At 66.8% G+C, this 25,753-nt stretch carries 21 protein-coding genes; 11 read left to right on the top strand and 10 right to left on the bottom strand.

Annotation, left to right across the window (positions count from 1 at the left end; translation table 11 throughout):
• Positions 1-106: 106 nt before the first annotated feature.
• A complete protein-coding gene (locus CFB49_RS27145) occupies positions 107-1,651 on the top strand; it encodes a methyl-accepting chemotaxis protein (protein WP_089437183.1) in 1,545 nt (514 codons plus the stop codon).
• A 116-nt stretch (positions 1,652-1,767) separates the two neighbouring features.
• On the opposite strand, the gene gabD is transcribed toward CFB49_RS27145, so the two are convergent.
• Together gabD and CFB49_RS27135 are read right to left on the bottom strand one after the other, a co-directional pair.
• Positions 1,768-3,237, bottom strand: a complete 1,470-nt coding sequence (gene gabD, locus CFB49_RS27140) for an NADP-dependent succinate-semialdehyde dehydrogenase (RefSeq protein ID WP_089492881.1) — start codon at positions 3,235-3,237, stop codon at positions 1,768-1,770.
• A 90-nt stretch (positions 3,238-3,327) separates the two neighbouring features.
• Positions 3,328-4,617: a 4-aminobutyrate--2-oxoglutarate transaminase gene (locus CFB49_RS27135; RefSeq protein ID WP_179234954.1), complete on the bottom strand. Its 1,290-nt coding sequence runs from the start codon at positions 4,615-4,617 to the stop codon at positions 3,328-3,330.
• Positions 4,618-4,737: 120 nt separating this feature from the next.
• On the opposite strand from CFB49_RS27135, the gene pdxR reads away from it, so the two are divergent.
• The 4 genes from pdxR (at position 4,738) to CFB49_RS27115 (ending at position 9,428) form a co-directional block, all read left to right on the top strand.
• Entirely contained in the window at positions 4,738-6,246 is a 1,509-nt protein-coding gene (pdxR, locus tag CFB49_RS27130) for a MocR-like pyridoxine biosynthesis transcription factor PdxR (RefSeq protein WP_089437181.1), read from the top strand.
• A gap of 143 nt (positions 6,247-6,389) precedes the next feature.
• On the top strand, positions 6,390-7,454 hold the full coding sequence (gene selD / locus CFB49_RS27125; RefSeq protein ID WP_084044546.1) for a selenide, water dikinase SelD: 1,065 nt from the start codon (positions 6,390-6,392) through the stop codon (positions 7,452-7,454).
• A 70-nt stretch (positions 7,455-7,524) separates the two neighbouring features.
• Positions 7,525-8,118 (top strand): LysE family translocator, encoded by a 594-nt coding sequence (locus CFB49_RS27120; protein ID WP_089492880.1) that lies wholly within the window; start codon positions 7,525-7,527, stop codon positions 8,116-8,118.
• A 230-nt stretch (positions 8,119-8,348) separates the two neighbouring features.
• A complete protein-coding gene (locus CFB49_RS27115; RefSeq protein WP_069621527.1) occupies positions 8,349-9,428 on the top strand; it encodes a purine-nucleoside phosphorylase in 1,080 nt (359 codons plus the stop codon).
• 222 nt (positions 9,429-9,650) lie between these two features.
• On the opposite strand, the gene CFB49_RS27110 is transcribed toward CFB49_RS27115, so the two are convergent.
• Complete coding sequence (locus tag CFB49_RS27110; RefSeq protein WP_069621524.1) at positions 9,651-9,944, bottom strand: DUF4148 domain-containing protein; 294 nt, start codon at positions 9,942-9,944, stop codon at positions 9,651-9,653.
• Between the two features lie 395 nt (positions 9,945-10,339).
• The gene (gene ceoR / locus CFB49_RS27105) at positions 10,340-11,344 is read right to left on the bottom strand and encodes a putative multidrug efflux transcriptional regulator CeoR (RefSeq protein ID WP_069621523.1); all 1,005 of its coding nucleotides are present in this window, start codon (positions 11,342-11,344) and stop codon (positions 10,340-10,342) included.
• A gap of 174 nt (positions 11,345-11,518) precedes the next feature.
• Between ceoR and CFB49_RS27100 the strand changes: the two genes are divergently transcribed.
• Genes CFB49_RS27100 through opcM form a run of 4 tightly spaced genes read left to right on the top strand, consistent with a single transcriptional unit; the run spans position 11,519 to position 18,406 of the window.
• Positions 11,519-12,379, top strand: coding sequence for an alpha/beta hydrolase (locus tag CFB49_RS27100; RefSeq protein WP_050017334.1), 861 nt, complete (start codon positions 11,519-11,521; stop codon positions 12,377-12,379).
• Positions 12,380-12,411: 32 nt separating this feature from the next.
• Positions 12,412-13,629 (top strand): multidrug efflux RND transporter periplasmic adaptor subunit CeoA, encoded by a 1,218-nt coding sequence (ceoA, locus tag CFB49_RS27095; RefSeq protein WP_050017333.1) that lies wholly within the window; start codon positions 12,412-12,414, stop codon positions 13,627-13,629.
• A gap of 45 nt (positions 13,630-13,674) precedes the next feature.
• The gene (ceoB, locus tag CFB49_RS27090; protein WP_069621522.1) at positions 13,675-16,860 is read left to right on the top strand and encodes a multidrug efflux RND transporter permease subunit CeoB; all 3,186 of its coding nucleotides are present in this window, start codon (positions 13,675-13,677) and stop codon (positions 16,858-16,860) included.
• A gap of 10 nt (positions 16,861-16,870) precedes the next feature.
• Positions 16,871-18,406 (top strand): multidrug efflux transporter outer membrane subunit OpcM, encoded by a 1,536-nt coding sequence (gene opcM, locus CFB49_RS27085; RefSeq protein ID WP_089493129.1) that lies wholly within the window; start codon positions 16,871-16,873, stop codon positions 18,404-18,406.
• A gap of 93 nt (positions 18,407-18,499) precedes the next feature.
• On the opposite strand, the gene CFB49_RS27080 is transcribed toward opcM, so the two are convergent.
• Genes CFB49_RS27080 through CFB49_RS27070 form a run of 3 tightly spaced genes read right to left on the bottom strand, consistent with a single transcriptional unit; the run spans position 18,500 to position 21,318 of the window.
• Positions 18,500-19,495: an NAD(P)H-quinone oxidoreductase gene (locus CFB49_RS27080; RefSeq protein WP_069621521.1), complete on the bottom strand. Its 996-nt coding sequence runs from the start codon at positions 19,493-19,495 to the stop codon at positions 18,500-18,502.
• Positions 19,492-19,869 (bottom strand): carboxymuconolactone decarboxylase family protein, encoded by a 378-nt coding sequence (locus tag CFB49_RS27075; protein ID WP_069621520.1) that lies wholly within the window; start codon positions 19,867-19,869, stop codon positions 19,492-19,494. Before CFB49_RS27075 ends, CFB49_RS27080 begins: the two co-directional genes overlap by 4 nt.
• Before the next feature lie 12 nt (positions 19,870-19,881).
• Positions 19,882-21,318, bottom strand: coding sequence for an NAD-dependent succinate-semialdehyde dehydrogenase (locus tag CFB49_RS27070; protein ID WP_089492879.1), 1,437 nt, complete (start codon positions 21,316-21,318; stop codon positions 19,882-19,884).
• 377 nt (positions 21,319-21,695) lie between these two features.
• Between CFB49_RS27070 and CFB49_RS27065 the strand changes: the two genes are divergently transcribed.
• Positions 21,696-22,631, top strand: a complete 936-nt coding sequence (locus CFB49_RS27065) for a LysR family transcriptional regulator (protein WP_069621518.1) — start codon at positions 21,696-21,698, stop codon at positions 22,629-22,631.
• Positions 22,632-22,773: 142 nt separating this feature from the next.
• Here the strand turns inward: CFB49_RS27065 and CFB49_RS27060 are convergent, their stop codons facing one another.
• On the bottom strand, positions 22,774-23,664 hold the full coding sequence (locus CFB49_RS27060) for a LysR family transcriptional regulator (RefSeq protein WP_089492878.1): 891 nt from the start codon (positions 23,662-23,664) through the stop codon (positions 22,774-22,776).
• A gap of 101 nt (positions 23,665-23,765) precedes the next feature.
• Here CFB49_RS27060 and CFB49_RS27055 point away from each other — a divergent pair, with 101 nt between their 5' ends.
• Positions 23,766-24,206, top strand: coding sequence for a PACE efflux transporter (locus tag CFB49_RS27055; RefSeq protein ID WP_089492877.1), 441 nt, complete (start codon positions 23,766-23,768; stop codon positions 24,204-24,206).
• A 102-nt stretch (positions 24,207-24,308) separates the two neighbouring features.
• On the opposite strand, the gene CFB49_RS27050 is transcribed toward CFB49_RS27055, so the two are convergent.
• Entirely contained in the window at positions 24,309-25,160 is an 852-nt protein-coding gene (locus CFB49_RS27050; RefSeq protein WP_069621515.1) for an alpha/beta fold hydrolase, read from the bottom strand.
• 238 nt (positions 25,161-25,398) lie between these two features.
• Entirely contained in the window at positions 25,399-25,728 is a 330-nt protein-coding gene (locus CFB49_RS27045; protein WP_089437173.1) for a DUF3579 domain-containing protein, read from the bottom strand.
• Positions 25,729-25,753 lie beyond the last annotated feature (25 nt).

Genomic DNA, 25,753 nt, shown 5'->3' with positions numbered 1-25,753 from the left:
CGAAAGCGCAGGAGTCGACTCACACGCAGGCGAATCGATCGCCATGCGTGGAGTCTCGAATCAATCGACGAACGGACGCAAGATCCGTCACCCGGAGCTCCACACCATGCGCAACAATCAGCCTGTCACGCAACGCGAATTCGAATTTGCCGATGATGCGACGCTGATGTCGACGACAGACGTCGACAGCCACATCACGTACGCGAACGCGGCGTTCATCCAGGTCAGCGGCTTTTCTCCCGAGGAGATCGAAGGCCAGCCGCACAACGTGGTGCGGCATCCGGACATGCCGAAGGAAGCGTTCGCCGACATGTGGGCGACGCTCAAGGGCGGCGAGCCGTGGACCGCGCTCGTGAAGAACCGCCGCAAGAACGGCGATCACTACTGGGTGCGCGCGAACGCGATTCCGGTGATGCGCAACGGGCAGCCGAAGGGCTACATGTCGGTGCGCACGAAGGCGACGCGCGACGAGATCGCGGCCGCCGAGGCGCTGTATCGCGATTTCCGCGAAGGCAAGGCCGGCAGCCGCCGGTTCCACAAGGGACTGATCGTCCGCACGGGCGCGATGCGCGTCGCGTCGCTGTTCCAGACGATGTCGGTGCGGGCCCGGCTGGTGTCGACGCTGTGCGTGCTTTCCCCGGCCGTCATCGGCGCCGGCTGGGCGGCCGGGTTGACCGGCGGCGGGCTCGCGGCGTTTGCCGGTGCGGCGGTCGGCGTGACGGCGGCGGCCGGGCTGTGGCTCGACGCGCAGATCGTGCGGCCGCTCCGGCAACTGCGCGACGAGGCGTTGCGGGTGGCGACCGGCGAAAGCCGCAGCGGCGTGCGGATGAACCGCGTCGACGAGATCGGCATGACGCTGCGCACGATCAACCAGCTCGGGCTGATGTTCCGCTGGCTCGTCGACGACGTCAGCGAGCAGGTGCTGAACGTGCAGCGCGCGAGCAACGAGATCGCACAAGGCAACAACGATCTGAGCGCGCGTACCGAACAGGCGTCGACGAGCGTGCAGCAGACGGCCGCGTCGATGGCCGAGATGACGGCGACCGTGTCGAGCAACGCGGAGACGGCGCTGCAGGCGAATCAGTTGTCGGTGTCCGCGAGCGAGGCGGCCGAGCGCGGCGGACAGGCGGTGAACGAAGTCGTCGCGACGATGAATGACATCACCGACAGCTCGCGCAAGATCGCCGACATCATCGGCGTGATCGACGGCATCGCGTTCCAGACCAACATTCTCGCGTTGAACGCGGCGGTCGAGGCGGCGCGCGCGGGCGATCAGGGGCGCGGTTTCGCGGTGGTGGCCGGCGAAGTGCGGGCGCTCGCGCAGCGCAGCGCGAACGCGGCGAAGGAAATCAAGACGCTGATCGGCGCGAGCGTCGAGCGCGTCGAATCGGGCGCGCGGATCGTCGATGGCGCCGGGAAGACGATGGAGGACATCGTCACGCAGGTGAAGCGCGTATCGGACCTGATCGCGGAGATCAGCTCGTCGACGGCCGAGCAGAGCACGGGCGTCGCGCAGGTCGACCAGGCGGTCGTACACCTGGACAACATCACGCAGCAGAACGCGGCGTTGGTCGAGCAGAGCACGGCGGCGTCGGAAAGCCTGAAGCAGCAGGCGACGCGGTTGGTCGAGGCGGTGAACGTATTCCGCTGATCGCGGGAGGGGGAAGGTGACGCGGGCGCGACGGAGAGGGGTACCGGCCCGCGTCGGGCCACCCGGTTCCGGCCGGGCGGCCAGGGCCTGTCGCCGAGGCGGCAGGCCCCGAACCGTCAGACGGCGAGGCAGAGGTACTTGATCACGACGTAGTCGTCGATGCCGTAGTGCGAGCCTTCGCGGCCGAGGCCCGACTGCTTGACGCCGCCGAACGGCGCGACTTCGTTCGAGATCAGGCCCGTGTTCACGCCGACCATCCCGTATTCGAGCGCTTCGGCCACCTTCCACACGCGGCCGATGTCGCGGCTGTAGAAGTACGCGGCGAGGCCGAACTCGGTGTCGTTCGCGAGGCGGATCACTTCGTCGTCGCTGCCGAACTTGAACAGCGGCGCGAGCGGCCCGAACGTCTCTTCCTTCGCGACCTTCATCGCCGGCGTGACGCCCGTCAGCACGGTCGGCTCGAAGAAGCCGTGGCCGAGCGCGTGGCGCTTGCCGCCCGTCACGACGGTCGCGCCCTTCGCGAGCGCGTCCTCGATGTGCGCCTCGACCTTCAGCACGGCCGCCTCGTTGATCAGCGGGCCCTGCGTGACGCCCGGCTCCGTGCCGCGGCCGACCTTCAACTGGCCGACGGCCGCCGCGAGCTTCTGCGCGAACTGGTCGTACACGGCTTCATGCACGTAGAAGCGGTTCGTGCACACGCACGTCTGCCCGCTGTTGCGGTACTTCGACGCGATCGCGCCCTGCACGGCCGCATCGAGATCGGCATCGTCGAACACGATGAACGGCGCGTTGCCGCCGAGCTCCAGCGACACCTTCTTGACCGTCGCCGCGCATTGCGACATCAGCAGGCGGCCGACCGGCGTCGAGCCGGTGAACGACAGCTTGCGCACGATCGGGTTCGACGTCAGTTCGCCGCCGATCGCCTTCGGGTCGCCCGTGACGACGCTGAACACGCCGGCCGGCACACCCGCGCGCTCGGCCAGCACGGCCATCGCGAGCGCCGAGAACGGCGTCGCTTCGGCCGGCTTCACGACGATCGGGCAGCCTGCCGCGAGCGCCGGGCCGACCTTGCGGGTGATCATCGCCGCCGGGAAGTTCCACGGCGTGATCGCCGCGCACACGCCGATCGCTTCCTTCGTCACGACGATGCGCTTGTCGCTCGCCGGCGTCGGGATCGTGTCGCCGTACACGCGCTTGCCTTCTTCCGCGAACCACTCGAGGAACGACGCCGCGTAGCCGATCTCGCCCTTCGCTTCGGCCAGCGACTTGCCCTGCTCGGTCGTCAGGATCAGCGCGAGGTCGTCGGCGTTTTCCATCATCAGGTCGTGCCACTTGCGCAGGATCGCCGCGCGTTCCTTCGCGGTCTTCTTGCGCCACGCCGGCCAGGCGGCGTTCGCGGCTTCGATCGCGTGACGGGTCTCGGCCGCGCCCATCGCCGGCACGGTGCCGAGCAGGCCGCCGGTGGCCGGGTTACGGACGTCGAACGACTCGCCGTTCGACGCGCGTTGCCATTCGCCGTTGATGTACGCCTGCTGGCGGAACAGCGACGGATCTTTCAGTGCCAGGGTTTCCTGAACGGTGCTCATATGAATCGCCTGCTATGAAAAGGACGGATGAAAACGGCCGCCGCCGTCGTGACGACGGCGGCGGCGCATTCAGTTGAAGCGGACGGGCACTCAGGCCGGCACGCCAACCGTTTCCTTCAGCACTTCCTCAAGGATCGCGAGCGCTTCGTCGAACACGGCTTGCGGGATCGTCAGCGGGAACAGGAAGCGCACGACGTTCGAGTACACGCCGCACACGAGCAGCAGCAGCCCGCGCTCGAGCGCACGCGCCTGCACGCGCTTCGTGAATTCCGCGTCCGGCTCGCCCGAACCCGGCTTCAGGAACTCGACCGCGATCATCGCGCCCGGCCCGCGCACGTCGGCGATCTGCGGCACGTCGGCCTGCAGCGCATTCAGCTTCGCCTTCAGCACGTCGCCGAGCTGCGTCGCGCGCTCGCACAGCTTTTCTTCGTCGATGATCTCGAGCACCGCGTGCGCCGATGCGACGGCCAGCGGGTTGCCCGCGTAGGTGCCGCCGAGGCCGCCGGGCGCGGCCGCGTCCATCACGTCCGCACGGCCGACGACGCCCGACAGCGGCATGCCGCCCGCGAGGCTCTTCGCCATCGTGATCAGGTCGGCCAGCACGTCGTAGTGCTGCATCGCGAACAGCTTGCCGGTACGCGCGAAGCCCGTCTGCACTTCGTCGGCGATCAGCAGGATGCCGTGTTCGTTACAGATCTTGCGCAGCGCGCGCACGAATTCGGCCGGCGCCGGGTTGAAGCCGCCTTCGCCCTGGACCGGTTCGAAGATGATCGCGGCGACGCGCTTCGGATCGATGTCGGCCTTGAACAGCATCTCGATCGCCTTGATCGAGTCGGCCGTCGTCACGCCGTGCACGGCGTTCGGGTACGGCGCGTGGAACACGTCGCCCGGGAACGGGCCGAAGTTCAGCTTGTACGGCGCGACCTTGCCGGTCAGCGCCATGCCCATCATCGTGCGGCCGTGGAAACCGCCGGAGAACGCGATCACGCCCGGACGGCCGGTCGCCGCACGCGCGATCTTGATCGCGTTCTCGACGGCTTCGGCGCCGGTCGTGAAGAACGCCGTCTTCTTCGGGAAGTCGCCCGGCGCGCGCTCGTTGATCTTCTCCGCCAGCTCGACGTACGACGCGTACGGGACGATCTGGTAGGCGGTGTGCGTGAAGCTGTTCAGCTGATCCGCGATCGCCTTGACGATCTTCGGGTGGCGGTGGCCTGTGTTCAGCACCGCGATGCCGGCGGCGAAATCGATGAAGCGGCGGCCTTCGACGTCCCACAGCTCCGCGTTCTCGGCGCGGGCTGCGTAGAAATCGCACATCACGCCGACGCCGCGCGGGGTGGCGGCGTTCTTGCGGGCCTGCAGGTCGGCATTCTTCACGGTCATCTCCTTGATGTTCTGTCCGGTGAGGTAGAAATCGGCCGCGTTGGCAGCCCATGGAGGCGACTATAATCACATTTGGCTCTGGCAATCAGAGCCATTTCAATAAATATTCAGGAGCCAATCATGCGCGCAAGCGTGTTGTCGGACTGGCTGGCGCAGCGCCTCGTGCGCGGCGGCGCGCAGCCGATCTACCGGCAGCTGCATCGCCTGCTGCAACAGGCGATCCTGTCGCGCGAACTGCCGGCCGGCACGCGCGTGCCGTCGTCGCGGCTGCTGGCCGCCGAGCTCGGGATCGCGCGCAACACGGTCACGCAGGTTTACGAGCAGCTTGCGCTCGAAGGCTATGTGAACTCGGCCACGGGCCGCGGCACGTTCGTCGCCGACAGCGCGCCGGACGAGATCGTCGGCGCACCGTCCGACGCGGCGGCCGGCCCGGCCGTCGCGACGCCGTCCGCGCGGCGGCTGTCCGCGCGCGGCACGCGGCTCGTCGAAGGGGCCGGCGTGTCGAAGCGCCAGGGCGGTGCGTTCATGCCGGGCGTGCCCGATGTGTCGCGCTTTCCGGCGCGGGTGTGGACGCGGCTGCACAACAAGTACTGGCGGCGCCTGCGCCCGGACCTGCTGACCTACGCGCCCGGCGGCGGGCTCGCGCTGCTGCGCGAGGCGCTGGCCGACTACCTGCGCACGTCGCGCTCGGTGCGCTGCACGCCGGAGCAGATCGTGATCACGACCGGCATCCACCAGTCGATCGACCTCGCGGTGCGCCTGCTGACCGACCCGGGCGACGCGATCTGGACCGAAGATCCGTGCTACTGGGGCGTGCGCAGCGTGCTGAACGTGTCGGGGCTGACCACGCGGCCGATTCCGGTCGACGACGAAGGGATCGCGCCGTCGGCCGCCGATCTGGCCGAGCCGCCGAAGCTGATGCTCGTCACGCCGTCGCACCAGTATCCGCTCGGGATGGTGATGAGCCTCGCGCGGCGGCGCATGCTGCTCGAATACGCGCGCCAGCACGGCTGCTGGATCATCGAGGACGACTACGACAGCGAATTCCGCTACGGCAGCCGGCCGCTCGCGTCGCTGCAGGGCCTCGACACGGCCGGGCAGGTGATCTACGTCGGCAGTTTCGGCAAGACGCTGTTCCCGGGGCTGCGGGTCGGTTACCTCGTCGCGCCGGAGCCGCTCGCGGAGAGTTTCGCGACCGCGAGCGCCGAGCTGTATCGCGAAGGGCAGTTGCTGCAGCAGGCGGTGCTCGCCGAATTCATCGCGGAAGGGCATTTCGTGTCGCATATCCGCAAGATGCGCACGCTGTACGGGCAGCGCCGCGAGGTGTTGCTCGACGCGGTCGCGCGCCGCTACGGCGATACGCTGCACGCGCTCGGCAGCGATGCGGGGCTGCATCTGGTCACGCAATTGCCGGCAGGCGTCGACGATCGCGGGGTCGCGCAGGCGGCGCTCGAGCGCAACATCGTCGTGCGGCCGCTGTCCGGGTATTACGCGGATCGCTCGCGCGCCGCATCGGGATTGCTGCTCGGCTATGCGTGCGTGCCGGAAGACGAGATCGGGACCGCGTTCGCGACCCTCGCCGAGGCGATCGACGAGCGGGCGTTCGGCGGGGCCGTTGCGCTGGCTTGACGCGGGCGCATGGCCATATCGACTCGTCGCGAATCCGCCAAAGGCGATCGAAGCGCGATTCTCTGCGCAACGTGGACTGCGTATCGGGCGCGCTCGCGCGGAATTGTCGATAATAGAACGTTGTTATTCACCGGATGCCGACGATGACCGAAGCCACCCAAGCCCAGCCTGCCGTTCCGCGCCTCACGAGCCTGTCGCACGGGGGCGGCTGCGGCTGCAAGATCGCGCCGGGCGTGCTGTCCGAGCTGCTCAAGCGCGCGACGCCGCCCGCGCTGTTCCCCGATCTGCTGGTCGGCACCGAAACGTCCGACGACGCGGCCGTCTACCGGCTCAACGACGAGCAGGCGATCGTCGCCACCACCGATTTCTTCATGCCGATCGTCGACGATCCGTTCGACTTCGGCCGTATCGCGGCCACCAATGCGTTGTCCGACGTCTATGCGATGGGCGGCAAGCCGATCCTCGCGCTCGCGCTGGTCGGCATGCCGATCAACGTGCTGCCGCACGAGACGATCGCGGCCGTGCTGCGCGGCGGCGAGTCGGTGTGCGCGGATGCCGGCATTCCGGTCGCGGGCGGCCATTCGATCGATTCGGTCGAGCCGATCTACGGGCTCGCGGCGATCGGCGTCGTGCATCCGTCGCGCGTGAAGCGCAACGCGGCCGCGCGCGCGGGCGACGTGCTCGTGCTCGGCAAGCCGCTCGGCGTCGGCGTGCTGTCGGCCGCGCTGAAGAAGAACCAGCTCGATGCCGACGGTTACGCGCAGATGGTTGCGACCACCACCAAGCTCAACCGGCCGGGCGCCGAACTCGCCGCGCTGCCGGGCGTCCATGCGCTGACCGACGTCACGGGCTTCGGGCTGCTCGGCCATACGCTCGAACTGGCGCGCGGTGCGAATCTTACCGCGCGCGTGCACTATGCGTCGCTGCCGTGGCTTGCGGGCGTCGAGACGTTCGTTGCCGACGGCGTGTTCACCGGCGCGTCGGGCCGCAACTGGGCTGCGTACGGCACTGACGTGCGGCTCGCCGACGGGCTGCCGCCCGTCGCGCAGGCGCTGCTGACCGATCCGCAGACGTCGGGGGGGTTGCTGGTCGCGTGTGCGCCGGAAGCGGTCGACGACGTGCTCGCCTGCTTCCGCGCCGACGGTTTCGACCGCGCGGCCGTGATCGGCGAGATGGTGGACGGGCCGGCACGCGTCGACGTCGCCTGACGCAGTTTTTCACGCTGGCGTGCCGTCGGTCGATAGAATCGATGCCTTCCGTTGAAAGTATCGACGATCGATGAACGACTTCCTGTTCGGACTGACGATCGCGCTGTCGGTCGGGCCCGTCGCGCTGATGATCGCGAACTACGGCATGCGCGCCGGCACCGCGATCGGCGTGCGCGCGGCGATCGGCGTGGCCGCTGCCGACGGCTGCTATGCGGTCGTCGCGTTTACGATCGGTGCGATGCTCGCGAGCACGCTCGCGTCGCATCTGCCGCTGTTCCGCGTCGTCGGTGCGCTCGTGTTGCTCGCGATGGGCACGCGGATGCTGTGGCAGGCGCTGCGTGACCGGCGCCGCACGCTCGACGGCGACGTACCGACGCCGCCGGGCGATCGCCCGTTCATGTCGATGTTCTTCGTCACGCTCGCGAACCCGCTGACCATCCTGCTGTTCTACGGCTATGCGACCGCTGCCGTCGGGGCGCACCGACACTGGCTGGTCGGCGCCGCGTGCGTGTTTGCGGGCAGTCTCGCGGGGCAGCTCGTGTTCGCGTTCGGCGGCAGTGCGATCGGGCGCTTCGTGAAATCGCCGGGGTGGCTCGCCGCGAGCCATATGGTCGCCGCACTCGTCGTGCTCGGTTATGGCGTCGCGGGGTTGATGCGCGTGTAGTGCGGCGAGAAACGGTCGATGTCGCGGGTGACGGCGAACCAAATAGCATTCCTGATGTTTGCAACACCGCGACGAACGCGCGATTTTCGGACACGCAACACGCATTCGTCCGCACGAAACACGGGCAGCCGTTTCGTAGTCGGGTTCCGCATCGCGCACGCCCGTTCTATACTCGTCGCGCAGTCTCCGACAGCCGTTCTCACCCAACATCATCGAAACAAGGAACGCCGATGCTGACTCGCTCCATCCTTTCCGCCGCTGCATTCTCGCTCGCCGCCTGTGCGACTGCGCCGTCGATCGCGCAGGACAACCAGGGCAACGATGCGGGCAACGCCGCATTCGCCGAGACCGGCTCGCATGGCCGCCCGGTCAAGGTCATGATCATCACGATGTTCGGCCCGGAAGGCCAGGCGTGGCTCGACCGGCTCGGCCCGTGGCGCGACATCACCGTGCCCGGCCTGTCGCCCGACTATCCGGCCGTCCACTGCAACAAGCAGGACGTATGCGTGGTGACGACCGGCATGGGCTATGCGAACGCGTCGGCGACGATCATGGCGCTTACGTTCTCGCAGCGCTTCGATCTGCGCCGCACGTATTTCCTGGTCTCGGGCATCGCGGGCGTCGACCCTGCACAGGGCACGGTCGGATCGGCCGCGTGGTCGAAATACCTCGTCGATTTCAGCCTGCAGTGGGAGCTCGATGCGCGCGAGATTCCGGCCGGGTGGAACACCGGCTTCCTCGGCATCAACACGAAGAGCCCGAACGACAAGCCGCCGCTCGACTATCGCACCGAAGTGTTCCAGCTCAACCCGCAGCTGACCGACGCCGCCTACGCGCTGTCGCGCAACGTCGTGCTCGCCGATAGCGCACAGGCGCAGGCCGCGCGCGCGAAGTTCACGTACGCGCCGGCGAACCGGCCGCCGACGGTGATCCAGTGCGATACGTCATCGGGCAACACGTGGTTCTCCGGCACGCTGATCGGCGAGCGCGCGCGCCAGTGGACCAAGATCCTGACGGACGGCAAGGGCACCTACTGCATGACCGCGCAGGAAGACAACGCGACGTTCGAAGCGCTCAAGCGCGCGGCGAGCGTGAAGCGGGTCGACCTGTCGCGCGTGGCCGTGCTGCGCACGGGGTCCGATTTCGACCGGCCGTACGCGGGGCAGACGAGCGCCGACAACCTGCTGAACTACGCGGATCAAGGCGGCTTCGCGCCGGCGACCGAAAACCTGTATCGTGCGGGCAATCCGCTGGTGCAGGACATCGTCACGCATTGGGGCGAATGGCGTGATGGGGTGCCGCGCCGCTGATCGCCGCCGGACGGTGTCAGCGACGCGTCGACGCGAACCTTAATGCGATTGCGGCCCGGAACGGAACGGCGTCCACACCGGCGTGGTGTCGTCCCAGTGATCGAGCGGCGAAGGAAGTTGGTCGTTCATCATGTGCTCCTGCAACTAACTGGCTCATCAAATCGTCGATAAGATCGTTCGAGACGCCGCGCACGGGACAACCCGCTGCGCGGCGTCGCGCGTTTACCGGCCCCCGCCGGCGAGCTGGTTGCCTTCCGGGATCGGGCGATACGGGCCTTGCGCGAGTTCGAGCCCCTGCGGATACGAAGTCGCCTTGCGCAGGTACGCGAGCGTGCCGTCCTTGCGCGCTTGCTCGACTTCCGCGCTCACTTCGGCGCGCGTACGCGGGCCATTGTGTTGCGCGTACCACGACGCGTTGGCGTAGTCGCCGGCGTGCGGGGTGCCCGAATCGGCGAACGCCGGTGCGGACACGGCGAGTGCGAGCGCGAGGGCCGAGAGAAGATGGCGGCGGTTCATGGCGTAACTCCTAGAGATGTCGGAGCTGGCGCCGAGCGCTGACTCCGGTCCCGCCAGGCGGGATCTGTTCGATGCGCAACGAGGTGCGCGACAGGGTTTACTCTAGGTATCCGTTCCGTCGCGATAAATGCGGCAGACGCGAATTGAATTGTCGTGTCAGTGGAACAATCGCCATCCGCACGGTCGACAGGGTTATGCGCAAACGGCCGGCAGCCCCGTGGCATGGGCCTCGCGCGGGTGCGGCGACGACGCACGTGGCCGATTGCCGCGGGCGACGCAAAGGTTTACTGCCGTTTCAGGAAGGATCGGGGGCGCTGCGCTTGAAGGGCGTGCCGGCGCGGCGCCGAGGCGGGACGACGCGCGGGCGCCACGGCCCGCGCGCGTTGTTCAGAGGATTACGCAACCCACTCGTTGATCACCGGCGTATCGAGCACCGGCGCGCGCTCGGCCTCCTCGAACGTGCGCTTGCTGCACGTCGCGTCGAGGCTGCCCTTGCCGCTCAGCAGCGGGCAGCGGTCGAACACTTCGGCAATCCAGTCGACGAACACGCGCACCTTCGGTGACAGATGGCGGCTGTGCGGATACACGACCGAGATCGGCATGGGCAGCGGCTTGACGCCGGGCAGCACTTCCTTGAGCCGGCCTTCGCGCAGGTGCGGCAGCACCATGAACAGCGGCGGCTGGATCAGCCCGAAGCCCTCGATCCCGCACGTCACGTACGCGTCCGCGTCGTTCACCGACACGATGCCCTCCATCTTCATCTCGACTTCCTTGCCTTCGATCAGGAACGTCCAGTCGATCGTGCGGCCCGTGCGGCTCGAGAAGTAGTTGACGGCCTTGTGCTGGCTCAGGTCGTCGATCGTCTGCGGCTCGCCGTGGTGCTCGAGATAGTCGGGCGACGCGACCGTCACGCATTCGAACAGGCCGACGCGGCGCGCGACGAGCGACGAGTCCTGCAGCGCGCCGACGCGGATCACGCAGTCGACGCCCTCCTGCAGCAGGTCGACCGGCCGGTCGGACAGGCCGAGTTGCAGGTCGATGTCCGGATAGCGCGTATGGAATTCGCACAGCGACGGAATCACGAGCAGCCGCCCGATCGAGCCCGGCATGTCGATACGCAACTTTCCGTGCGGCTTCCGGTTGTTGGCCTGGAAGCTTGCTTCGGTTTCCTCGACGTCCGCGAGGATCCGCACGCATCGTTCGTAGTACGCGGCGCCGTCCGGCGTGAGCGACAGCCGGCGCGTGGTCCGGTGCATCAGCCGCACGCCGAGGAAGGCTTCGAGATTCTGGATGATCGTCGTGACGGACGCCCGCGGCAAGCCGAGCGTTTCTGCTGCCTTGGTGAAGCTGCTTGTATCGACGACGCGAGTAAATACCTGCATGGCCTGAAGCCGGTCCATCACAACCTCCGCAATCTAATGAGCCTCCTGAACGACAAGGCTGCGCTACCTCGTGGGTAAACGCAGCCTCGGATTGTTCGGGGGCGTTGAATTGTGTTGCCGGATTATAGGCATTTATCCCAATGTCTGCCGGACTCAGAATTCGTTCCATCTCGAAATGGACGCTGCATCGTCATGGACGCTTCTGAATTCAGCAAATTCCTGAAAGCCGCGCTGCCCGCGCAAGCCATAGCCGGCGCGGCGCTGACGGTTGCCGAAGTGGAAATTCCCGGCTACGCACAGGACATCGTGCTGCGCCTCTACCGCCGTCCGGACAAGACCGGGTTGCCAGTAGTGCTTTATTTCCACGGCGGTGGCTTCGTCCGCGGTTCGCTCGAAGACGCTGATTTCGCCGCGCGCTTTTTAGCAGAACGCTTACCAGCTCTCGTAGTGTCGGTCGATTATTCGCTCGCACCGGCCTTTCCTTTTCCGGCCGCGCCGGAGGATGCGTATCGCGCCGCCGTGTGGGCCGCGACGCGCGCCCGCGCGTTCGGCGGCAACCCGAAGAAGATCGGCGTGGCGGGGCACGACGCGGGCGGCCAGCTCGCGAACTGCCTGGCCTTCATCGCCCGCGACCGCGGCGAGGTGTCGATCGCCGCGCAGGCGCTGTTCGGGCCGATGCTCGACCCGAGCATGACGCGCATCGGCGACGCCGAGCGCCTTGCGTCCGACATCACCGCGCGCGAATGCGCGGCCTGCTACCGCGCATATCTGCCGCAGGCGGCGCAGCGCATGCACCCGTACGCGGCGCCGATCGAATCGGTGCGCCTCGCGGGGTTGCCGCCGACGCTCGTCGTCACCGCGCAGAACGACGTGCTGCACGTCGAGGCGGAAAAATATGCGGGCTGCCTGATCTCGTCGGGCGTGCTCACGCAGGTGATCCGCTATCCGGACATCACGCACGCCGCGCTCGCCACGCACGAAGCCGCATTCGAGGAAGCCGTGCGCTTCTTCCAGTGCCGCTTCCAGGCGCGCCAGCCGAACCGTTCCGAATAACCAGAACCAATCCACGCTTACCGGAGATCCACATGGCCATCCTACGCACCTCCCGTTCCCGAATCGCGACCGCGGCGATCGTCACGCTCGCCGTCGTCGGCCTCGGCACGTTCGGCGCGATGCGCGTGAACGCGAACGCCCCCGAGAAAGCGGCGGCGCCGCTGCCCGAAGTCGACGTGGCGACCGTCGTGCCGCAGACCGTCACCGACTGGCAAAGCTATTCGGGCCGCCTCGAAGCGGTCGAAAAAGTCGACGTGCGCCCGCAGGTGTCGGGCACGATCGTCGCGGTGAATTTCAAGGACGGCGCGCTCGTGAAGAAGGGCGACGTGCTGTTCGTGATCGACCCGCGCCCGTACCAGGCTGAAGTCGACCGCGCCGCCGCGCAGCTCGCGGCCGCGCAGGCACGCAACGGCTATGCGCAGACCGACTGGCAGCGCGCACAGCGGCTGATCGGCGACAACGCGATCGCGAAGCGCGACTACGACGAGAAGCAGAACGCGGCGCGTGAAGCGAACGCGAACCTGAAGGCCGCCGAAGCCGCGCTGGAAACGGCGCGCATCAACCTTGGCTATACGCGCATCACCGCCCCGGTATCGGGCCGCGTGTCGCGCGCGGAAATCACGCTCGGCAACGTCGTGTCGGCCGGCGCATCGGCCGCGCCGCTGACGACGCTGGTGTCGGTGTCGCCGATCTACGCGTCGTTCGACGCGGACGAGCAGACCTACCTGCAATACATCAACGGCGCGCGCAGCGGCCGCAAGGTGCCGGTCGAGCTCGGCCTCGCGAACGAAACCGGCTACTCGCGCAGCGGCGAGATCGATTCGGTCGACAACCGGCTCGACACGTCGTCCGGCACGATCCGCGTGCGCGCACGCTTCGACAACGCGGACGGCACGCTCGTCCCGGGCCTCTACGCACGCGTGAAGGTGGGCGGCAGCGCGCCGCACGAGGCGCTGCTCGTCGACGACGCGGCGATCAACACCGACCAGGACAAGAAGTTCGTGTTCGTCGTCGATCAGCAGGGCCGCGTGTCGTACCGCGAAGTGCAGCCGGGGATGCAGCACGGCAACCGGCGCGTGATCGTGAGCGGCCTTGCCGCTGGTGATCGCGTGGTCGTGAACGGCACGCAGCGCGTGCGCCCCGGCGCGCAGGTGAAGCCGCACATGGTCCCGATGACGGGCGGCGACGAGCCGTCCGCGCCGCTCGCGGATAACGCGAAGCCGGCCGCACCGGCGAAGGCGGATTCGTAAGCGGCGCGCCGCTTCGCATCCGCGCTCAACCAGACAGAGCAACCCATGAACATTTCCAAATTCTTTATCGACCGGCCGATCTTCGCAGGAGTCCTATCGGTGATCATCCTGCTGGGCGGGGTGATCGCGATGTTCCTGCTGCCGATTTCGGAGTATCCGGAAGTCGTGCCGCCTTCCGTGATCGTGAAGGCGCAGTACCCGGGCGCGAACCCGAAAGTGATCGCCGAGACGGTCGCGTCGCCGCTGGAAGAGCAGATCAACGGCGTCGAGGACATGCTCTACATGCAGTCGCAGGCGAACAGCGACGGCAACATGACGATCACCGTCACGTTCAAGCTCGGCACCGATCCGGACAAGGCCACGCAGCTCGTGCAGAACCGCGTGAACCAGGCGTTGCCGCGCCTGCCGGAAGACGTGCAGCGGCTCGGCATCACGACGGTGAAGAGCTCGCCGACGCTGACGATGGTGGTCCACCTGATCTCGCCGGACAACCGTTACGACATGACCTACCTGCGCAACTACGCGCTGATCAACGTGAAGGATCGCCTGTCGCGGATCCAGGGCGTCGGCCAGGTGCAGCTGTGGGGTTCGGGCGACTACGCGATGCGCGTGTGGCTCGATCCGCAGAAGGTCGCGCAGCGCGGGCTGTCGGCCGAGGACGTCGTGCAGGCGATCCGCGAGCAGAACGTGCAGGTCGCGGCCGGCGTGATCGGCGCATCGCCGTCGCTGCCCGGCACGCCGCTGCAGTTGTCGGTGAACGCGCGCGGCCGTTTGCAGACGGAAGACGAATTCGGCGACATCGTCGTGAAGACGACGCCGGACGGCGGCGTCACGCACCTGCGCGACATCGCGCGGATCCAGCTCGACGCGTCCGAATACGGTCTGCGCTCGCTGCTCGACAACAAGCCGGCCGTCGCGATGGCGATCAACCAGTCGCCGGGTGCGAACTCGCTGCAGATCTCGGACGAAGTGCGCAAGACGATGGCCGAGCTGAAGCAGGACATGCCGGCGGGCGTCGACTACAAGATCGTCTATGACCCGACGCAGTTCGTGCGCTCGTCGATCAAGGCCGTCGTGCACACGCTGCTCGAAGCGATCGCGCTGGTCGTGATCGTCGTGATCGTGTTCCTGCAGACCTGGCGCGCGTCGCTGATTCCGCTGATCGCGGTGCCGGTGTCGATCATCGGCACGTTCTCGCTGCTGCTGGCGTTCGGGTATTCGATCAACGCATTGTCATTGTTCGGGATGGTGCTTGCGATCGGTATCGTGGTCGACGATGCGATCGTCGTCGTCGAGAACGTCGAGCGCAACATCGAGAGCGGGATGAACGCGCGGGCGGCGACCTACAAGGCGATGCAGGAAGTGAGCGGGCCGATCATCGCGATCGCGCTGACGCTCGTCGCCGTGTTCGTGCCGCTCGCGTTCATGTCGGGCCTGACCGGCCAGTTCTACAAGCAGTTCGCGATGACCATCGCGATCTCGACGGTGATTTCGGCGTTCAACTCGCTGACGCTGTCGCCGGCGCTGTCCGCGATCCTGCTGAAGGGCCATGGCGACAAGGAAGACTGGCTCACGCGCGTGATGAACCGCGTGCTCGGCGGCTTCTTCCGCGGCTTCAACAAGGTGTTCCATCGCGGCGCGGAGAACTACGGCCGCGGCGTGCGCGGCGTGCTGTCGCGCAAGACGCTGATGCTCGGCGTGTACCTCGTGCTGGTGGGCGCGACGGTGCTCGTGTCGAAGGTCGTGCCGGGCGGCTTCGTGCCCGCGCAGGACAAGGAATACCTGATCGCGTTCGCGCAGTTGCCGAACGGTGCATCGCTCGACCGCACGGAGAAGGTGATCCGCGACATGGGTTCGATCGCGCTGAAGCAGCCGGGCGTCGAGAGCGCGGTCGCGTTCCCGGGGCTGTCGGTGAACGGCTTCACGAACAGCTCGAGCGCGGGCATCGTGTTCGTCACGCTGAAGCCGTTCTCGGAACGGCACGGCAAGGCGCTGTCGGCCGGTGCGATCGCGGGTGCGCTGAACCAGCAATACAGCGCGATGAAGGATTCGTTCGTCGCGGTGTTCCCGCCGCCGCCGGTGCTCGGGCTCGGTACGCTCGGCGGGTTCAAGATGCAGATCGAGGATCGCGGCGCGGTCGGTTACGCGAAGCTGTCGGATGCGACCAACGACTTCATCAAGCGCGCGCAGCAGGCGCCTGAACTCGGCCCGTTGTTCACGAGCTACCAGATCAACGTGCCGCAGCTCAACGTCGATCTCGATCGCGTGAAGGCGAAGCAGCTCGGCGTGCCGGTGACCGACGTGTTCAACACGATGCAGGTGTATCTCGGTTCGCTGTACGTGAACGACTTCAACCGCTTCGGTCGCGTGTACCAGGTGCGCGTGCAGGCCGATGCGCCGTTCCGCCAGCGCGCGGACGACATCCTGCAACTGAAGACGCGCAACGACAAGGGCGAGATGGTGCCGCTGTCGTCGCTCGTCACGGTGACGCCGACGTTCGGCCCCGAAATGGTCGTGCGCTACAACGGCTACACGGCGGCCGACATCAACGGCGGCCCGGCGCCCGGCTTCTCGTCGGGTCAGGCACAGGCCGCGGTCGAGCGCATCGCGCACGAAACGCTGCCGCGCGGCGTGCGGTTCGAATGGACGGACCTCACGTACCAGCAGATCCTCGCGGGCGATTCCGCGATGTACGTGTTCCCGATCAGCGTGCTGCTCGTGTTCCTCGTGCTCGCCGCGCTGTATGAAAGCCTTACGCTGCCGCTCGCGGTGATCCTGATCGTGCCGATGAGCATTCTGTCGGCGCTGACGGGCGTGTGGCTCACGCAGGGCGACAACAACATCTTCACGCAGATCGGCCTGATGGTGCTGGTGGGGCTGTCCGCGAAGAACGCGATCCTGATCGTCGAATTCGCGCGCGAGCTCGAACACGACGGCAGGACGCCGCTCGAGGCCGCGATCGAGGCGAGCCGGCTGCGGCTGCGCCCGATCCTGATGACGTCGATCGCGTTCATCATGGGTGTGGTGCCGCTCGTCACGTCGACCGGCGCCGGTTCGGAAATGCGCCATGCGATGGGTGTCGCGGTGTTCTTCGGGATGCTCGGCGTGACGCTGTTCGGGCTGATGCTGACGCCGGTGTTCTACGTCGTGCTGCGTACGCTCGCGGGCGGCAAGATCCACGTCGCCGGCAAGGATTCGGCGGGGTACGGCGTGCCGGCGCCCGATGCTTGAGGACCAGAAAATGAATAACTTGCACAACACGAACGGCTTGATGCGCTTCGCGAAGGTGGCGGCCGCGAGCACCCTGCTCGCGACGCTGCTCGCCGCGTGCGCGGTGGGCCCCGACTACAAGCGTCCGGACGCGGCGGCGCCGGCCGCGTTCAAGGAAGCGCCGACTCTCGCCGCCGGCGAGCAGGCCGGCACGTGGAAGACGGCCGAGCCGTCGGACAGCGAACATCGCGGCGAATGGTGGAAGGTGTTCGGCGACCCGGTGCTCGATTCGCTCGAGACGCAGGCGCTCGCCGCGAACCAGAACCTGAAGGCCGCGGCCGCACGGGTCGAGGAAGCGCGTGCGGCGACCCGTTCCGCGCGCTCGCAATGGTTCCCGCAGATCGGCGCCGGGTTCGGGCCGACGCGCGAAGGGCTGTCGTCGGCGTCGCAGTTCCAGCCGCAGGGCACCGGCCCGACCAACGCGACGCTGTGGCGCGCGCAGGGCACGGTATCGTACGAAGCCGACCTGTTCGGCCGCGTCGGCCGCAACGTCGAGGCGTCGCGTGCCGACCAGGCGCAGAGCGAAGCGCTGTTCCGCTCGGTGCAGCTCGCGCTGCAGGCCGACGTCGCGCAGAACTACTTCGAACTGCGCCAGCTCGATTCGGATCAGGACCTGTACCGCCGCACGGTGGAGTTGCGCGAGCAGGCGCTGAAGCTCGTGCAGCGTCGCTTCAACGAAGGCGACATCAGCGAGCTCGACGTGTCGCGCGCGAAGAACGAACTGGCGAGCGCGCAGGCCGATGCGGTCGGCGTCGCGCGCCGGCGTGCGGCGTCCGAGCATGCGCTGGCCATTCTGCTCGGCAAGGCTCCGGCCGATTTCGCGTTCAAGGAAACGCCGATCGTGCCGGTCGCGGTGAAGATTCCGCCGGGCCTGCCGTCCGCGCTGCTCGAACGGCGCCCGGACGTGGCGGCGGCCGAGCGCGCGATGGCGGCCGCGAACGCACGGATCGGGCTCGCGAAGTCGGCGTATTTCCCGAAGCTCGATATCACCGGGGCGTTCGGGTATGAAGCGTCGACGCTCGGCAACCTGTTCCTGTGGTCGAGCCGCACGTTCCTGCTCGGGCCGTTCGCCGGCACCGCGCTGACGCTGCCGCTGTTCGACGGCGGGCGACGTGCCGCCGGTGTGCAGCAGGCGCGCGCGCAGTACGACGAGCAGGTCGCGAACTACCGGCAGCAGGTGCTCGTCGCGTTCCGCGAGGTCGAGGACAATCTTGCCGACCTGCGCCTGCTCGATGACCAGATCCGCGCGCAGGATGCGGCCGTCAACGCGTCGCGTCGGGCGGCGACGTTGTCGCGGACGCAGTATCAGGAAGGCGAGGTCGCGTATCTCGACGTGATCGACAGCGAGCGGTCGGTGTTGCAGTCGCAACTGCAGGCGAACCAGTTGACGGGGGCGCAGGCGGTGTCGACCGTCAACCTCATTCGCGCGCTCGGCGGCGGTTGGGGCCCGGCGCCGACGGCGGTCGGCGATGCGGGGGCCGTCAAGGCTGACGTGGCTGCGCGGTGAGTGCGCACGGCGGGCGATGCGTCGCTCGCCGGCAGTGAAGCGAAAAACCCCGGCATGCAGGCTCAGGTCTGCATGCCGGGGTTTTTTACGGCGTCAGGCGTTTTCGTTCATCGTCAGGATGATCTTGCCTACGTTCACGGCCGACTCCATCCGTCGATGAGCCGCCGCGGCATTTGCGAGCGGAAACACGCTGTCGACAACCGGCTCGAGGCCCGCGCCACCCGCGAAGCGCTCCAGCCAATGCTCGCGAAATCGCCGAACCATCGCGTGTTTCTCGCGCGGGTCGCGCGACTTCATCACCGTGCCGATGATTTGCAGGTGGCGGTACAGAATCTGATCGAGCGCAACGCTCACGTCGCCGCCGCCGCCGAGTATGCCGACCTGCACCAGCCGGCCGCCGTTGGCCAATGACGCGACATTCCGCGAAAAATACGGCGCGCCCACGAAGTCGATAACGATGTCGACCCCGCGTTTGCCTGTCCTGCTTGCGACGACTTCCGAAAAATCCTGCGCGTTGTAGTCGATCGCATGGTCCACGCCGAGTTGAACGATCCGTTCCAGTTTCGAGGCTTCGGCGGTCGCGAATATCGTCGCGCCGGTTGCGTAGGCGAGCTGGACCGCTGCGGAACCGACCCCGCCCGCCGCCGCGTGAATCAGCACCGAATCGCCGCGCTGCAAGCGGCCCAGATGCAACAACGCTTCGTGTGCGGTGACGAAGACTTCCGGTATGGCAGCCGCGTGCACGTAGTCGATCTGTGCCGGAATGGGCATCGCCATTCTCCAGTCGATGCGCGCCAGTTCCGCATAGGCCCCGCCGCCCACGACGCCCATTACACGATCCCCCACCTTGTAGCCCTGCACGGCGCTTCCGGTCTCGATCACCTCGCCGGCGATTTCGAGCCCCATGAGGGTGGAGTCGCCGAAATTCGGCTGGCCGTATCCGCCTCGCCGATGGGTCAGATCCGCGCGATTCACGCCCGCGGCATGCACGCGTACCAGCAGATCGTCGGGGCGAACCTCGGGTGCCTGGACTTCGGCCAGCTGGAGAACTTCGGCCTCGCCGAATTCCTTGAATGTGATGGCTTTCATTTCATGCCTTCCTGCGTCGTAGCTGAATTACCGGCGAGATCGTCGGACCGGGGTTGCGCGCCCAGCGTTGCCTGCGCCACGGCGGACGCGGAGATTGCCGCGGGAAACCCGGCATAGAACGCGAGGTGAGTGATTGCCGCGGAGAGCGCTTCGCGGGTAACGCCGTTCGCCAACGCGCGCCGCAGGTGCGCCGGCAATTCGTCGAGATGGCCCCCCGCGATCAGGGCGGCGACGGTCACGAGGCTGCGGTCGCGCGGCGCGAGCGCCGGATCGCTCCAGATGCGCGGATAGAGCGTGTCGTCGACGAATGCCGCGAGCGTCGGCGTGAAGGCCCGCGCGGCCTCGCGCGGACTGTCGAAATGCGTATGAGACATGGCGATACTCCTTCAAGCCTGGCTGACGAACTTGTGCGTGAGGTAGTACTCGATGCCCTCGGTGCCGCCTTCCGAGCCGTGGCCGCTTTCCTTCATGCCGCCAAACGGCAGTTCGGTCGACACGATGCGGTACTGGTTGATGCCGATCATGCCGGCTTCGAGACCGTCTGCGACATCAATGGCCGTGCGCGCGCTGCGCGTGAACGCATAGGCGGAGAGCCCGTAGGGCAACCGGTTCGCTTCGGCGAGCCCGTCGGCGAGGGCGTCGAAGCGCAGCAGCAGCGCGATCGGGCCGAACGGTTCTTCGTGCATCACGCGCGCATCCTTCGGTACGTCGGCGAGGACGGTGGGTTCGAAGAAATATCCTTCGCCCTCGATGCGCTTTCCGCCGGCGAGGACCGTTGCGCCGCGTTCCACCGCATCGGCGATGAGTTCTTCCATCTTGGCAAGCTGGCGTGGATTGGCCAGCGGCCCGACCTGCGTGCCGGCGTCCAGGCCATTCCCGACCTTGAGGGCCAGGGTCGCGCGCACGAAGTGCCCGACGAACGTGTCGTAGACTTCGCGCTGGATCAGGAAGCGCGTCGACGAGATGCAGACCTGGCCCGTACCGCGAAAGCGATTCGCCGCACCGTCGACCGCGGCCTTCTCGACATCCGCATCGTTGAATACGAGGACGGGCCCGTGGCCGCCCAGCTCCAGCGTGATGGGTTTGACGCCTTCGGCGGCGCGTGCCGACAGCAGGCGGCCGATCGGCACCGAGCCCGTGAACGTCACCTTCCGGATGACCGGGGAAGCGATCAGATGCTTCGACACCTGGTCGGGCACGCCGAATACGACTTGAAGCACGCCCTTCGGCAAACCGGCGTCATCCAGTGCGCGTGCCAGCGCGAGCGCCGTTGCGGGGCTTTCCTCGCCGGGTTTGATGATGACGCTGCATCCGGCGGCGAGTGCGGCGGAGAGCTTGCGCGCCGGGGTGATCGCGGGAAAATTCCACGGCGTGAATGCGGCGACCGGCCCGATCGCCTGTTTCTTCACGAGCTGTTGCACGCCCGGGCGGTTGGATGGCACCACGCGGCCGTCGATACGGCGCGCCTCTTCGGCGAACCATTCGAAATAGTCGGCGGCGCGCAGGACTTCGTCGCGGCTTTCTGCCAGTGGTTTGCCTTCCTCGAGCGTCATGACGGTAGCGATGTGCTCGGCGCGCTCGCGCATCAGTTCCGCCCCACGCTTCAGGATGCGTGCGCGTTCGGCTGGCACGGTGTTGCGCCAGACGTCAAAAGCCGATGCGGTGGCCTGCAGCGCGCGATCCAGATCGGCTGCCGTCGCCAGTGGGACGCGTCCGATCTCGATTTGCGTGGCCGGGTTGATCACCGGCGCCGTTTCGCGTTCGCTCGCAGCGATCCATTCGCCGTTGATGAAAAGATGAAGTGCGTCGTAACGGATGTCCATGGTAGTCACCTTTATGGTTAGGATTGCGATTCAATGTGTGTTCGCCTCGAGCCCGACAGGGAAACCTGCGCCACGCCGTCTCTGGATGATTCGCCGTGGCGGGCCAAGCTCGGGTTCGATACGTCCGCGTTCTGATTGCCTGACTTCGGGACCCAGTCTAGGCGTGAAGCGGCGCGCAACTTAGAGGGGCCGGAAAGAATGAATCTTGTCTCGGGAGAGAAAATCCCCGGCCAATGTGAAAGCGTGTTGAAAGGATGCGCAAAAACGACAGAGGATTGCGCGCTGCCTGCGCGAAACGAGCGCGGGCCCTATGATCAACGGGCTCGCGAGGGCCGATACGCGGCGATGCGGCGATCAATTCAAAACCAGGGTGCGTAATGGACAAGGTTCACACCATGTCGGTGTTTGCGAAGGTGGTCGAGATGGGCAGTTTCACGGCTGTCGCAAACCACCTCGATACGACGGTCGGCAACATTTCCCGAGCGGTCTCGGTACTCGAGGACAATCTCAACACCCGGTTGCTGCAGCGTTCGACGCGACGGCTCGTCGTCACGGATGCGGGGCGACGGTTTTACGAGCGCAGCGTGGCGATCCTCTCGGACATCGAACGGGCAGAAGCGGAAGCGCGCGATGCGCTGCTGGAGCCGCGTGGCGTATTGCGCGTGCATGCGGTGCCGGGATTGGGCCGTCAGCTCGTTTCGCAAGCCGTGCTGGCCTATCGGAACGCATATCCGGAAGTATCGGTCGATCTCATGCTGTCGCAGCGGATGCCGAACCTGCTCGAAGAGCAACTCGACGTGGCGATCGTGATTGCGCGCACGCTGCCGGACTCGGCGTATGTGAGCCAGAAGATCGGCGTCAGCCATTGCATTCTGGCGGCGTCGCCCGATTATCTGGCACGTCGTCCGGCTCCCGCGTGTGTGGAAGACCTCGTCGATCACACATGTGTGCGCCTGAGCACGGTCGATTACGCGCCCGACGAATGGCGTCTGCAAGGCAGGGCCGGCGAGGCGGTGTATCGTCCAGCGGGGTCGCACTTCAGCGTCAACGACATGGATGCGATGTCCACGGTGCTGCGCGAGGGCGCGGGGATCGGGCTGATCGCCGCCTTCTCGGCAATCGACGATTTGCGTCAAGGCTCGCTCGTTCGCGTCCTGCCCGAATTTCACACCGCTCAGCGCAACGTTTATGCGGTGTATTCGTCCCGTCAGTTCGTCGACGCGAAGATCAAACGGTTCATCGATGTCCTGAAGGTGCGGGTAGGCGACCGGTTGGCGGCGTATGCGGAGGAACTCGCTATCACGGTCGTATGATCCGTCTCATGGTCGGGCAGGTCTAGGGATCGACCGAGAATGCGTTTCTGGCGCCGAACGTGCGCGGCGGCCCGGTGATCGCAACTAACGGTCAAGCCGTCGCGCGTTGACGGACGGTGCGGCGACGCCATCGCCGCACCGCTCAATGCGGACCGTCTTCAGCCCGCAGCGCCCGCACGAGTTCCCCGGCGGCCTTGCCGAGCCCCTTATGTTTCGGCCGCCGCAAATACACAGGCAGCGGCAGCCCGTTGCGAATGTTCGCGAACACGAGCGGCGCGAGTTCGCCGTCGGCCACATACCGGCCGATGATCGATTCCGGCAAGTTCGCCCAGCCATGCCCGGCCTTCACGAGCGCGATCGCGGTCGCCATGTCGGTCACCTTCCACGTGCGGTTGCCGATCAGCGGCCGCACGTCGGTAAGCGGCCGCTCCGGATCGGCGATCACGATCTGCCGGAACCCCGACAATCGCTCGATCGCCTCCGGATGCGCGGCCTCGGCAATCGCAGGATGATCGGGCGCGGCGACCGCGATCAACGTCTCGGTCCACAGCGCGTGAATCTGTTCCTGAGGATGAAGATCGAGCCCGCCGTACGCGACGCAAAGATCGACGGCGCCGCGATGCAGCGCATCGACGATCGCATCCTGCGGCGCGGTGACGACGTTGACCGCGAGCGCCGGATATTTCGCGGCGACGGCGGTCAGCGCCTGCGCAATCGGCGCGCCGTCGATTTCGGCCGCGAGCCCGAGCCGCAGCGTGTCCTCGACACCTTCCGACAAGTGCTGCGCATGCGCACGCAGCGCATGCAGCCGTTCGGCGATCGCGCGCGCGTCGGGCAGCAGCGCGGCCATCGCGGCGGTCGGCGTCGGCTCGCGCGAGCCGCGATCGAACAGCACGAGGTCGAGTTCGGCCTCGAGGTTCGCGATCGCCATGCTGACCGCCGACGGCGTGCGGCCGAGCGCACGCGCGGCCGCCGAGAACGAGCCTTTGTCGATGACCGTCAGCAGCATGTCGATGTGGTCGCTGGTCAGCATGGTCCGCCGCCTCCTGTCAGAAAAATTGAAAGGTCCTGACTTTTGCGGACGCAGTGCCCGCTGTAGTCTCGCCACCTTGTTCGAAACGAAGGTGGTCGGTCATGCAAGGATGGAAGAGACGCATAGTCTACGTCGTGCTGTTCGAGGTACTCGGCATCCTCGTCGCATCGTCGGTGCTCGGCATGCTGAGCGGCGCGAGCGCGGCGGCGAGCGGTCTGCTCGGCGTGATGATCTCGACGACGGGCGTCACCGTCAATTTTCTGTACAACCTCGGGTTCGAGGCGTGGGAGCGGCGGCGCACCGAAACGACGCGCACCGTCGGGCGACGTGTCGTGCATGCGATCGGGTTTCAGGTCGCGCTCGTGACGTTCCTGATCCCGCTGATCGCGTGGTGGCTCGACGTGTCGTTATGGCAGGCTTTCCTGTACGACGCGGTGCTGATCGTGTTCTTCCCGATCTTCACGTTCACGTACAACTGGGCGTTCGACAGCGTGTTCGGGTTGCCGGACGCGGTGACGCGCAAGGCAGCGTCGGCGACGTAATGTAGACGGATGCAGCGGGATGCGAAACGACGCGGACCGCCCGCGCCGTTTCGCTTCTGCAAGAGAGAGGAAGACGGGCGGCGCGCATGCCGCCCGCTCGCGTTACGCGGCGACGAACTCGTGCACGTAACGGTTGAACACCGCGGGGCTCGCCGCATTCATCCCGTGCGATGCACCGGCGACGGTTTGCCGCTGCGCATTGCCGATCCACTGCGACAGCGTATCGACGTTGTGGCGGAACATCTTCGGGCTGCGCTGGCCGTCGATCAGCAGCGTGCGGCACGCGATATCGCCGGCCGTGTGCTGCGAATACGCGGGCAGCGGGTCGCGCAGCTGCTTCGGCAGCGTGCTTGCATTGTCGATCGCCATCGTGCGGAAGCGCGACGTGCTCTTCTTCCATGCGCCGGGGAGGCTCACGGAATCGACGAACATCTCGAGGCCGGCTTCCACTTCGCCTCGATCGATCAGGTTCACGGCCGTCGTGCGCAGCGCGAGTGCGGCGGCCGGCAGCGCGGCTTCGCGTACGCCCGGCTGCTGGAGCGGGCCGCCCGGATCGGCGAGCGTCAGCGATTCGACGAGGTGCGGATGCTGCCGCGCGACGTTGAACGCGACGCTGCCGCCGCGCGAATGGCCGACCAGATGCACGGGGCCAAGATCGAGCGCGTCGATGAATTCGGCGAGCTCGTCGACGTGGTTCTGCCAGCTGAACTCGTCCTGGATGCCCGCTTCGACGGCCGGCCAGTAGTGGCTCAGGCTCGGCGCGATGCAGCGGTAGTGGGCCGACAGCGCCGCGAGTTGCGGATCCCAGTAGCGGTAGTCGCACAGCGAGCCGTGCACGAACACCATCGGCGCACCGCTGCCCCGCTCGACATACGGCAGGCTGATGCCTGACGAAAGCGTCGCAAATTGCAGGTCGGGGTTCGCGAGCACGGACGGCTCGATTCGCATGTTCATGACTGAAAGACTCAAAGGTGCGTCAACACGACGCAACTATGCATCACGGCGACCTGCAAGGAAAACGCATAATTTTCATCGTGACGATCAATTTTATTGATGGCTGCGCCGGAAACCCTTGTCGGAGCGTGGTCATGCGCCCAAGCCTTCAATCGTCTGACGATTGAGTGCGACGTGGAAAGGGCATGCGGCGGCGTGCGCGCACGCGTCTTTACGTAGAGAAAGGGAAGGGGGCGCGTCAGCGCACCGCCAGCGCGGGCGCGGTCCGAAGCTCGACGGGCAGATCGTTGTCGGCCGCGAACTGCATCGCGAACTCGAACGCATCCGCACACACGGCCCGCAATTCGTCGGACACGAACAGGCATTTGACGCTGCCGTCGACGACCGGCATCGCGAGCCGCGACAGCGCGCACGGATAGCCGGACCGCCGTTCGCCGACGAACAGCGTGATGACGCCCGCGAGCCGCTCGGGCCAGTCGCTCGGGCGGAAGGTTTTCTGCGCGCGCGTGACGCCGCGGATCAGGTGGCCGGCGATACGACCGTGTTCGGTGATGTCGATGCGATCCATGCTGTGGTGCGTGTCCTCGTGCGCG

The organism is Burkholderia sp. AU17457 (assembly GCF_002223255.1).
GTDB lineage: Bacteria > Pseudomonadota > Gammaproteobacteria > Burkholderiales > Burkholderiaceae > Burkholderia > Burkholderia sola.
This window is presented reverse-complemented; position numbering and strand designations above follow the sequence as displayed.

Coding starts and splice junctions, on each gene's coding strand:
- CFB49_RS27145 (WP_089437183.1), top strand. CDS start 107: ATGCGCAACAATCAGCCTGTCACGCAACGCGAATTCGAATTTGCCGAT.
- gabD (WP_089492881.1), bottom strand. CDS start 3,237: ATGAGCACCGTTCAGGAAACCCTGGCACTGAAAGATCCGTCGCTGTTC.
- CFB49_RS27135 (WP_179234954.1), bottom strand. CDS start 4,617: ATGACCGTGAAGAATGCCGACCTGCAGGCCCGCAAGAACGCCGCCACC.
- pdxR (WP_089437181.1), top strand. CDS start 4,738: ATGCGCGCAAGCGTGTTGTCGGACTGGCTGGCGCAGCGCCTCGTGCGC.
- selD (WP_084044546.1), top strand. CDS start 6,390: ATGACCGAAGCCACCCAAGCCCAGCCTGCCGTTCCGCGCCTCACGAGC.
- CFB49_RS27120 (WP_089492880.1), top strand. CDS start 7,525: ATGAACGACTTCCTGTTCGGACTGACGATCGCGCTGTCGGTCGGGCCC.
- CFB49_RS27115 (WP_069621527.1), top strand. CDS start 8,349: ATGCTGACTCGCTCCATCCTTTCCGCCGCTGCATTCTCGCTCGCCGCC.
- CFB49_RS27110 (WP_069621524.1), bottom strand. CDS start 9,944: ATGAACCGCCGCCATCTTCTCTCGGCCCTCGCGCTCGCACTCGCCGTG.
- ceoR (WP_069621523.1), bottom strand. CDS start 11,344: ATGGACCGGCTTCAGGCCATGCAGGTATTTACTCGCGTCGTCGATACA.
- CFB49_RS27100 (WP_050017334.1), top strand. CDS start 11,519: ATGGACGCTTCTGAATTCAGCAAATTCCTGAAAGCCGCGCTGCCCGCG.
- ceoA (WP_050017333.1), top strand. CDS start 12,412: ATGGCCATCCTACGCACCTCCCGTTCCCGAATCGCGACCGCGGCGATC.
- ceoB (WP_069621522.1), top strand. CDS start 13,675: ATGAACATTTCCAAATTCTTTATCGACCGGCCGATCTTCGCAGGAGTC.
- opcM (WP_089493129.1), top strand. CDS start 16,871: ATGAATAACTTGCACAACACGAACGGCTTGATGCGCTTCGCGAAGGTG.
- CFB49_RS27080 (WP_069621521.1), bottom strand. CDS start 19,495: ATGAAAGCCATCACATTCAAGGAATTCGGCGAGGCCGAAGTTCTCCAG.
- CFB49_RS27075 (WP_069621520.1), bottom strand. CDS start 19,869: ATGTCTCATACGCATTTCGACAGTCCGCGCGAGGCCGCGCGGGCCTTC.
- CFB49_RS27070 (WP_089492879.1), bottom strand. CDS start 21,318: ATGGACATCCGTTACGACGCACTTCATCTTTTCATCAACGGCGAATGG.
- CFB49_RS27065 (WP_069621518.1), top strand. CDS start 21,696: ATGGACAAGGTTCACACCATGTCGGTGTTTGCGAAGGTGGTCGAGATG.
- CFB49_RS27060 (WP_089492878.1), bottom strand. CDS start 23,664: ATGCTGACCAGCGACCACATCGACATGCTGCTGACGGTCATCGACAAA.
- CFB49_RS27055 (WP_089492877.1), top strand. CDS start 23,766: ATGCAAGGATGGAAGAGACGCATAGTCTACGTCGTGCTGTTCGAGGTA.
- CFB49_RS27050 (WP_069621515.1), bottom strand. CDS start 25,160: ATGAACATGCGAATCGAGCCGTCCGTGCTCGCGAACCCCGACCTGCAA.
- CFB49_RS27045 (WP_089437173.1), bottom strand. CDS start 25,728: ATGGATCGCATCGACATCACCGAACACGGTCGTATCGCCGGCCACCTG.